Source organism: Chryseobacterium sp. Chry.R1 (genome assembly GCF_039645525.1).
In the GTDB taxonomy this organism is placed as follows: domain Bacteria; phylum Bacteroidota; class Bacteroidia; order Flavobacteriales; family Weeksellaceae; genus Chryseobacterium; species Chryseobacterium proteolyticum.
The window spans coordinates 642,876-653,199 of sequence record NZ_CP151793.1 but is presented as its reverse complement, the minus strand read 5'-3'; the positions used below and the strand labels follow the sequence as shown (position 1 = coordinate 653,199).

Sequence of the window (10,324 nt, the reverse complement as noted above, 5' to 3'; positions counted from 1 at the left end):
AATTGTTGTGATTAAAAGTTTATCGTTTTGTAATATTTCTGCTAAAGACCCTGCCGTCTTTTAATGTAAAGTGTAAAACATATACACCCCATTCGTAATTGGACATGTTAATTTTTAGCTGCTTATTTAATCCCGGAGTATTCTGTTGTTGGAATTTCCAGTGAACCGTACTGTGCTGGTAAAGAGAAACGGATTCTATGAGTCCGTCTACTTCATCGGTCCAGTCTATAGTAAGGAAATCATTCACAGGAACAGGATACAATCTGATCTGTTTCCAGAATGTTTTTTCATCCAGAACCGGTTGTTGCTTGATCTCAGCGATGGTCTTTACCTCTTCAGCTTTAGGTTTTTCTTCGGTCTTAGCCAAATTTTTTAAGTCTTCAGGTGCTTTTTTACCACTCACATCTGTCCCTCTGTATCTTTGGTTTCCGGCTTCGTCATACTTGAAGTAGACTTCGGTTTGTGAGAATCCGAAAACACCAATCAACAAAGAAAATAAGGAAAGTAATTTTCTTTTCATAGTTTACTTATTTTGTTTTTTCTGAAAGAAGCAACAACAATTGTTTTTCAAGCTTTTCAATCTTATCGGATTGTTGTTTCAATGTTTTGTTCTGCTCAATAGAATATAATGTTAACTCTTCAATTTTTTCAAGCAGCTTAGCATCCATTTCTCCCAGGTTGATTCCATTTTTTTCTACTTCTCCGGCAGAAGGGATGTTTGGTAAATGTCCTTTTTCTGAAATGTGTTTTTCAACATCTTCCAATGATCTCAATTTGTAATCCTTTTTAAATACATAATCAGCCCATCCGTTGGTTGCGGGATTTTCCACTTTTATTTGTTCAGCCTTTATTCCTTTTCTTACATAAAAGATGAAATTAGGGTCATTATCATACTGATCAGTTCCTACAGTTACTTTTCCGGTATTGAAAACCACAAGACTGCTTGGGTGTACTGAATCTGTAAATTTTATCCTGGTGATTCCGGATGAATTAGGAGTTGAAGTATCAGAGTTAGGATCAACTGCATTGTCATTAGGCATATGGAATTCGAGATTATGACTTCCCAAAGTTCTGATCACTGCATCTGATGCAACAGACCAACGTGAAGCACAGCCGTTACAAAGAACTGTTGCAAGCTCTAACTTGGCTCCGTTAACTGTTCCTGCAGCCGCAGAGTTTCCGATAGCAATACCATTGGCATAAGGTCCGTTAAATACCTTAAGTCTTTCCATGTTATTTGTTTTGATAACAAGTTCCTGGTCATCAATGGTGCCTATGAAATTAGACGGGGGAGTGGTTCCTGAGTTTCCTGTAAGATTCCAGGATTGGGCAAAAGCCATAGAGGATACGGCTAACAATAGCGGTACAAGTGTCGTTTTCATGAATTGTTAATTTTTGTTAAATTTTAAAACGCGAATATAATTTATATTTATTAAAACTTTATTGATTTAATATTTTTTTTTATATATTAAATATTAAGAATTATTTTCCCGGTCAAAGATGTAATCATTTGAATAATTGTACAAATAAATACTATATAGATTCATAAATTTATATAGTATTATGATGGTCTGTTAAAAATATGCTAATGGAGTATGTTTAATTTTATTTAATATTTTTTTAATAAAAAAATTCTACCTTTGTCCAGATGAACTTCTTAAGATTGATTTTAGCGCTTTATTTTGCGGCATTATCCATAATGCCATGTGAAGATGTGCATAAACAATCGGGTTCTTCCAAAGTTGACTTTTCATTAAGCGTTGAACAGTCTCATTCAAAGGATCAGGGAGATATCTGTTCTCCTTTATGTGTTTGCAATTGTTGTCAGATAACGGTTGCGGCTTTTAAAATGGAACCTCAGATAAGTATTCCAAGACAAGAACAGGCCTACTTTTCCAAAAAGATTCTTTTCCACAAAAATAACTTTGCCTATCAGGTTTACGAAAACATCTGGCAGCCTCCTAAAATTTAATTTTTATTGATTTAGGGAAAGCACAGCTTTCCAACCTTACGTGAAACTTTGCAATTCTATTGCATGGATCTTCATGATATTTTTGCACTTGACATTTTAAAATGTTTGTGCATATAATTTCAATAAAATAAATCTTTTTTGTGTTAGATAAAATTATAAAATTCAGTATTAAGAATAAGTTCATTATTGGTTTAATGACTTTACTGTGGATTATCTGGGGAGTCTGGAGTGCTACCAGATTACCCATTGATGCGGTACCTGATATTACGAACAATCAGGTTCAAATTATTACAGTATGTCCTACATTAGCGGGACAGGAGGTAGAGCAATTGGTTACTTTTCCAATTGAACAGAGTATAGCAAATGTTCCAGGCATTGAAGATATGAGAAGTGTATCAAGGTTTGGACTTTCTGTGATTACAGTTGTTTTTAAAGAAGATGTTGATGTTTATTTTGCGCGACAGCTTATTAGTGAACAACTTAAACAAGCCGTTGAAGAAATTCCCAAAGGAGTGGGCGTTCCGGAACTTGCTCCGGTAAGTACGGGATTAGGAGAAATATATCAATATATTCTGCATCCGAAAAAAGGAAGCGAAAAAAAATACAGTGCTAAAGATCTTCGGACCATGCAGGACTGGATTGTTCGAAGACAGCTTAACGGAACTCCTGGTGTTGCAGAAATCAACAGTTTTGGAGGTGAGTTGAAACAATATGAAGTTGGTATTAATCCCAATAGACTAAAAGCGATGGGAGTAAGTATTTCCGATATTTTTACTGCTTTAGAAAAAAATAATCAGAATACCGGAGGTGCTTACATTGACAAAAAGCCGAATGCCTATTTTATCCGCGGGGTCGGAATGGTCACTTCGTTAGAAGATATTCGGAACATAGCAGTGAAAAATGAAACAGGAAGTATTCCTATATACATAAAAGATGTCGCAGATGTTCGTTTTGGAAGTGCTGTGCGATATGGAGCGATGACCTATAACGGAAAAGTAGATGCCGTGGGTGGAGTCGTAATGATGCTGAAAGGAGCGAATAGTAATGAGGTGGTGAACAATGTGAAAGCTAAAATACCTACTATTCAAAAATCTCTTCCTGACGACGTAGTCATTGAGCCTTTCATTGATAGGACTGATCTCGTGGGAAGAGCAATGAAAACAGTGGAGAAAAATCTGGTAGAGGGTGCATTAATTGTAATTTTCGTACTTGTTGTTTTTCTTGGAAATCTTCGTGCCGGGCTTATTGTTGCGTCAGCAATTCCTCTATCCTTATTATTTGCTTTAGGGATGATGAACGTGTTTGGGGTGAGTGCCAACCTGATGAGTCTGGGGGCAATTGATTTTGGACTTATTGTAGATGGAGCCGTTATTATTGTAGAGGCAACATTGCATTTATTACATAATAAAAACAGCGGGAAGCTTACGCAGATCCAGATGGATAAGGAAGTAGGAAGGGCAGCGTCCAAAATGATGAATAGTGCCATTTTTGGACAAATCATTATTCTGATCGTTTATATTCCAATACTTTCTTTAGCTGGAGTAGAAGGTAAAATGTTTACCCCAATGGCAAAAACAGTAGGATTTGCAATTATTGGAGCTACCATTTTATCCATTACTTATATTCCAATGGTAAGCTCGTTGTTCCTTTCTAAAAATGTTAGTCATAAAAAGACACTCAGTGACAAAATTATGGACTTTCTTCAAGGTATTTATCAGCCTTTGTTGCAAAAAGCCATTCGATTGAAGCTCGTAATTGTCACTATAACGATTTCTATTTTTGTGATTTCAATTTTCATATTCAAAAATATGGGTGGGGAGTTTATCCCGCAATTGCAGGAAGGAGATTATGCATTTCAATGTATCCTACCTCAGCAAAGTTCATTAAGTCAAAGTTTGGAAACATCCATGCAGGCATCAAGGATCATCAAGTCATTTGATGAGGTAAAAATGGTTGTAGGAAAAACCGGATCAGCCGAAGTACCTACTGACCCGATGCCACCAGAGGCTTCAGATATCATTGTGGTGCTAAAACCACAGAGCGAGTGGAAAACAAAAAAATCATATGCGGAACTGGGAGATGAGATCAGTAAAAAACTGGAAGCGATTCCCGGGGTATATTTTGAAAGAAACCAGCCGATCCAAATGCGTTTTAATGAATTGATGACGGGAATTAGACAGGACGTAGCCGTTAAAATTTTCGGGGAGAATCTGGATTCCCTGGCCATTTATGCAGAGAAAGTTGGAAAGGCGATACAATCGGTAAACGGAGCTAATGCTCCTCAAATTGAAAAAGTGGGTGGACTTCCACAAATCAATGTTACTTATGACAGAACAAGAATGGCTAATTACGGAATCAATATTGAAGATGTAAATAACGCCTTAAGTACCGCGTTTGCAGGAAAAAGTACCGGTCAGGTTTTTGAGAATGAGCGACGTTTTGATCTGGTTGTTCGCTTGGATAGTCTTAATAGGACTAATATTGATGATGTTGATAACCTGATGATCAATACTAAAACAGGAGCACAGATCCCGCTTTCACAGGTCGCAGATGTCAAATACAAAATGGGCCCCGCACAAATCAGCCGCGAACAGGCAAAACGTAGAATTGTTGTAGGCTTTAATGTTAAAGGACGTGATGTACAGAGTGTGGTTCAGGATATTCAGAAGAAGCTTGACAAAGACGTTAAGCTACCTGCAGGATATTATTATACTTACGGTGGACAATTTGAAAACCTTCAGGAGGCTAGCCAGCGTCTTATGATTGCGGTACCTATATCGCTGTTGTTGATATTTTTATTATTGTATTTCACTTTCAACTCTTTAAAACAGGCAGCATTGATTTTTACAGCCATTCCAATGAGTGCTATTGGTGGGATCTTTGCCCTTCTTGTAAGAGGGATGCCTTTTAGTATCAGTGCCGGAATTGGATTTATTGCCTTATTCGGAGTAGCGGTTCTTAATGGAATTGTATTGATAGGAACCTTCAATGAATTAGAAAAAGAAGGCGAAAAAGATATCTTTAAAAGAGTGATGGAGGGGACTAAAACAAGGCTTCGACCAGTATTAATGACTGCAACGGTAGCATCGTTAGGATTTTTACCCATGGCAATTTCCACGGGCGCAGGAGCTGAGGTTCAGAAACCATTGGCAACCGTTGTAATCGGTGGATTAATCAGTGCTACTTTTCTTACTTTATTTGTGTTACCAATGCTGTATATTATTTTCAATACAAAACTTCGAATTAAGAAGGTGAAAATGAAACCATTTACACCGGTGATTATTCTTGGATTTATAATGTTGGGTCAATTCGCCAGCGCTCAATCCAGAACATTGACTGTAGAACAGGCAGTAGAACAGGCCGTGGCGAACAACCCCGGACTGAAATCCAAAGACCTGGGCATTGAGGCTGCAAGGGCTTTAAAACCTACGGCTAAAGAATTGCCAAAAATGAATTTTAATGCACAGCTCGGGCAGTATAATAGTCCTACTTTTGACCAATCTTTTGCAATTTCACAAAGTATTCCTTTTCCTACCATATTCAAGGCCAGAAAAGAATTAATTGCGGAAACTATAAAAGGTAAACAGATAGAGAAGGAAATTTCTATGAATGAGCTTGTTAAACAGGTTCGCTCCTATTATTATCAGATTGAATATCTGCAATATAATAAAGCGCAATTAAAGAATCTGGACAGCCTGTATCGCGATTTCATTCGTATAGCCACCGTAAGGTTCAAGGCTGGGGACATAAAAAAGATTGAGATCAGTACTGCTGAAACCCAACAAGGAGAAATCAACCTTTTGCTCAATCAAAATCAGGTATTTTTAAATAACGCATATAAAAATTTAAAGACACTGTTAAATATTTCTGAGGACATTGAGGTTCCGTTTAACGGAAATTATGAGCCACTTAAATCCGGAAATATTCTGGACAGCAAAGAGGTTGATAATAACCCTACAATTAAAGCATTTTATCAGGAAATGGAAATTGCTGAAAGAAACAAAAATGTAGAAAAAGCGCAGGGACTTCCGGAATTCAGTTTAGGATATACCAACCAGTCTTTAACAGGATCTTATCCAGTAAACGGACGGGAAGTATTTTATAACTCAGGCAACCGGTTTAGCTTTGTAAATGTAGGAATAGCAATTCCTCTAACTTTCGGAGCGACAAAGGCGAGAATAAAATCTTTGGAATTTCAGAAGCAGGTTGCGGAAACCAATGCCATGTATCAGAAGAACCAGCTTTCCACTCAATTGCAAAATGCATTAACCCAATATCAACAGGATACGCAGCAATATAATTACTATGTGGGGCAAGCGATTCCTAATGCTGAGAAAATTGTAAAAGCGGCTCAGTTAGGATATAGAACAGGTGAAATTACTTATGTAGAGTATCTTTTCGCCTTGCAGACTGCGACAAATATTCAATTAAAATACCTGGAATCCATCCAGCAGGTGAACCAATCTGTTGTAACGATTAATTCAATAATTAATAAATAAAATGAGAAAAAAACACATCATCATATATTGTATTGCTCTTTCTTTGTTAACTGTAAGTTGTAGTAAAAAGGAAGAGGTGGCGGAAAATCCTGCGGGGAAAGCAGAGCAAAAAATTGAGAAACCCGCAGAAGCTTCCGAGACTATTGCTTCATTAACGGAAGAACAAATAAAAGCTGTTGGAATTACAATGGGAACCATTGAAATGAAGGAGTTAACTTCTACCGTTAAAGCCAATGGTACCTTGGATGTACCTAATAACAGTAAAGCTACCATTACCTCTTTATATGGAGGAATTATTAAAACGCTTACTGTTCAGGTAGGTAGTGTGGTGAGAAAAGGACAGGTGATCGCAACAATTGCCAATCCTGAATTTATAAGACTTCAGGAAGAATACCTGACTGTGAATAGTAGGATTACATTTGCGGAACAGGAGTACAGAAGACAACGAGAGCTTTTTGATAATGATGCAGGAGCCAAGAAAAACCTGCAGAGTTCCGATGCAGAATTAAAAACCCTCAGAACGAGGAGGGCCTCTTTGTTGAGGCAACTCCAGATGATGGGGATAAGCCCGGGTGCTGTTAACAATGCAAATATGAGATCAGGTTTGGTAATAACATCACCTATCAATGGAACTGTGAGTAGTATTTCTGCGCAAATAGGGAGCTATGTAGATGTTTCATCTCCGGTGGCTGAAGTTATTGATAATGAATCCATTCACTTGGACTTGCAGATATACGAAAAAGATCTTCCGAAAATGAAAGTTGGGCAAATTGTTCATTTTAATCTAACCAACAACCCGGAGACAGAGTATGATGCCAAAGTATTCAGCATAGGTTCATCTTTTGAGAATGCGAGTAAAACGATTTCTGTACACTGTAATGTAATCGGGAATAAGGCAGGATTAATTGATGGAATGAGCATTACAGGAATCGTAAGTCTCGAAAAAACAACCACACCGGCTGTTCCTAATGATGCAATTGTAGAAGCAGATGGCAAGTCTTATATTTTTGTTCAAACGGATAAAAAGCCTGCAGAAAATCATGATGAAGAAAAATCTAAGAAAGAAATGCCTAAAGAAAATGTGAAAATGATCAATTTTGAGAAAATTGAAGTAGTAAAAGGTTCTTCTGATATGGGGTATACAGCAATAACTCCGGTAACAGAAATTGCCCCTGATTCTAAAATAGTAGTGAAAAGTACATTTTTTGTAAATGCGAAGCTCACCAATGCTGGCGAGCAGGATTAATTAAAAGCCTTCCGTCAAAAAAACACAATAATATTATTTCACAAGATGGCTTTAAAAGAAGAACTTGAAAAACAAGGGAATTGGCTTTTCAAATATAGAAGCACATTACCGATAGGTATTTTATTTATCGGTTTTGTGGTTTCTGTTCAAATGAATTTAAAAGAAGAAACAACGAGCTGCGAAATTCTATACGAACTTGCATGCCTTTTAATAAGTGCTGTAGGTTTAGGGATTAGAGTTTATACAGTGGGATATACACCTAAAAATACCTCGGGAAGGAATACCTCAGAAGGCCAGGTAGCTGATACACTTAATACAACAGGAATATACAGTGTAGTAAGAAATCCTTTATATCTAGGGAACTTTTTTATGTGGTTGGGGCTTGCCTTATTTACACAGAACTTATGGTTTATCGTTTCCTTCATTCTTTTTTACTGGATTTATTATGAGCGGATTATTTATGCAGAAGAGCAATTTTTAGAAAGAAAGTTTGGAGAAAAATATAGAAATTGGGCATCCAAAGTACCGGTTTTTATTCCTAACTTAGGATTGTTTAGGAAGAACGAGCTCTCTTTTAGTCTAAAAAAGGTGTTGAAGAAAGAGAAGAATGGGCTTTTTGCTATGTTTTTGATCTTTACGCTTTTCGATATTACAGGAGAATGGATTAGAGATCATTCTGATCATAATTTGTTGTTCATTTCTGGTACGATCATTACAATGATGATGTACTTTGTACTCAAAGTATTAAAAATGAAAACGAGACTTTTAGAAAACAACAGATCTTAAAGGGTTAGAACTTAATTTAAAAAAAATAATTATGTTATTAAACAAAAGATTATCCATTTGGTATTTCATTAATGAAATAAAATCTCAGATTCTTTTCATTTGCATATTTGCTTTTTGTATAGGGCTTTTAGATTTACTTCCCGGATTTAGAAAAATATCACTTCCTCTGAATATTCCTGCATTAGTGGGAACGGCCGTTTCTCTGTTATTGGCTTTCCGTACTTCACAATCTTACGAAAGATGGTGGGAGGCAAGAATTGTCTGGGGAGCCATTGTAAACGATTCCCGGACTTTGATCAGATTAGCAATTCAGTTTTTACCTGAAAAACAAGCACAGGAATTCGCGGAAAGACAGATCATCTGGACTTTTGCGTTAGGGGAATCGCTTAGAAAGCTGCCCTTTTCTGTAAAGGTACAGGAATATCTTACTGCTCATCAAATTGATGCTTTAAATGTTCCGAATGCATTACTCGATGAACATTCCAGGCAGGTAAGAAAAGCTTTTTCTTCAGGGGAAATCTCAGAATTTCAACAATTACAACTTAATGATGCCATTACAAAGCTTTGTGATAGCATGGGAAAATGTGAGCGATTAAAGAATACGGTTTTCCCGCGATCATATAGTATTTTGGTCCATGTGTTAATCTATGTATTTGCTGCTATTTTACCATTTGGATTGGATGATAATCAATTGATAATCGAAGTATTGGTCACTATTTTAGTTCCTACAATGTTTATCGCTATAGAAAGAACATCAATCATCATGCAGGATCCTTTTGAAAATACCCCTGTTGATACCCCAATGACTTCTTTAGCACAGACAATAGAAATTAACCTGAGACAGATGGTCGGGGAAAAGAATGTTCCTATGAAGAAAGAAAATCCTTTATACTACGAAATGTAACCCAACTTATTTTTGAAATGATGAACGAAAAAAACACACAAACAGTTTCCGCAGCCAGTAAACATAAAAAGAATCTTCTTATTGTATTATCGTTTAGTGGAGCATATCTTATTGCGGAGGTTATTGGAGGAATTCTTACCAATAGTCTTGCATTGCTTGCAGATGCCGCTCACATGCTTACAGATGTGGTAGGATTGTTACTGGCTTTTATTGCAATAAAAATCGGAGAACGGAAAGCGGACTCCAAAAAAACTTTTGGTTATTACCGTACAGAAATATTGGCAGCGGTGATCAATGCCGTGGTACTGCTGGGAATCTCCGTGTATGTTTTATTTGAAGCTTATCAGAGATTTAAAAGCCCTCCAGAAGTGCAGAGTAAATCAATGTTGATTGTTGCAGGAATAGGACTTTTAGTAAACATTGCAGGAATGTTGATCCTTAGAAAAGATTCCGAAGCGAGTCTTAATATGAAAGGTGCGTATTTTGAAGTTCTGTCGGATATGCTTACTTCTGTAGGAGTTATGATTGCAGGTGTAATTATGCTTACAACCAACTGGTACTATGCCGACCCATTGATCTCGGCAGCAATTGGCTTACTTATCTTTCCCAGAACCTGGCGACTTCTTAAGGAAGCTGTTAATGTATTACTGGAGAGTACTCCCAAAGATGTAGACATTGATCTGTTACGTAAATCACTGGAACAGATTCCTGGCGTAAAAAGCGTACATGATCTCCATGTGTGGTCTCTTACTTCCGGCGTAAATGCCATGAGTTCTCATATTGTTAAAGATGATACAATTACTCAAAATCAGCTGCTGGAAAAACTGACCGAAGAAACAACATCCAGATTTACCATCAGCCATACTACTTTTCAGATTGAGGAAGAAAGTTATCAGGAAGATGTTACCCATTATTAA

The 10,324-nt window shown here is 36.9% G+C and carries 8 protein-coding genes; 6 read left to right on the top strand and 2 right to left on the bottom strand.

What is annotated here, in order from left to right:
• Window positions 1-19: 19 nt before the first annotated feature.
• Together AAEU33_RS03170 and AAEU33_RS03165 are read right to left on the bottom strand one after the other, a co-directional pair.
• Window positions 20-520 carry a hypothetical protein gene (locus AAEU33_RS03170; protein WP_345990901.1) on the bottom strand — a complete coding sequence of 167 codons (501 nt, stop codon included), beginning with the start codon at window positions 518-520 and terminating at the stop codon, window positions 20-22.
• A gap of 7 nt (window positions 521-527) precedes the next feature.
• The gene (locus AAEU33_RS03165) at window positions 528-1,382 is read right to left on the bottom strand and encodes a cell wall anchor protein (RefSeq protein WP_306613451.1); all 855 of its coding nucleotides are present in this window, start codon (window positions 1,380-1,382) and stop codon (window positions 528-530) included.
• Window positions 1,383-1,648: 266 nt separating this feature from the next.
• On the opposite strand from AAEU33_RS03165, the gene AAEU33_RS03160 reads away from it, so the two are divergent.
• The 6 genes from AAEU33_RS03160 to AAEU33_RS03135 all read left to right on the top strand — a co-directional run bounded on the left by AAEU33_RS03160 (window position 1,649) and on the right by AAEU33_RS03135 (window position 10,324).
• A complete protein-coding gene (locus tag AAEU33_RS03160) occupies window positions 1,649-1,972 on the top strand; it encodes a DUF6660 family protein (RefSeq protein WP_345990900.1) in 324 nt (107 codons plus the stop codon).
• A gap of 140 nt (window positions 1,973-2,112) precedes the next feature.
• A complete protein-coding gene (locus AAEU33_RS03155; RefSeq protein ID WP_345990899.1) occupies window positions 2,113-6,471 on the top strand; it encodes a CusA/CzcA family heavy metal efflux RND transporter in 4,359 nt (1,452 codons plus the stop codon).
• 1 nt (window position 6,472) lies between these two features.
• Window positions 6,473-7,717, top strand: a complete 1,245-nt coding sequence (locus tag AAEU33_RS03150) for an efflux RND transporter periplasmic adaptor subunit (RefSeq protein WP_345990898.1) — start codon at window positions 6,473-6,475, stop codon at window positions 7,715-7,717.
• A gap of 45 nt (window positions 7,718-7,762) precedes the next feature.
• A complete protein-coding gene (locus AAEU33_RS03145) occupies window positions 7,763-8,503 on the top strand; it encodes an isoprenylcysteine carboxylmethyltransferase family protein (protein ID WP_345990897.1) in 741 nt (246 codons plus the stop codon).
• 31 nt (window positions 8,504-8,534) lie between these two features.
• The gene (locus AAEU33_RS03140; RefSeq protein ID WP_172284652.1) at window positions 8,535-9,407 is read left to right on the top strand and encodes a bestrophin family ion channel; all 873 of its coding nucleotides are present in this window, start codon (window positions 8,535-8,537) and stop codon (window positions 9,405-9,407) included.
• 20 nt (window positions 9,408-9,427) lie between these two features.
• Window positions 9,428-10,324 (top strand): cation diffusion facilitator family transporter, encoded by an 897-nt coding sequence (locus AAEU33_RS03135; protein ID WP_345992735.1) that lies wholly within the window; start codon window positions 9,428-9,430, stop codon window positions 10,322-10,324.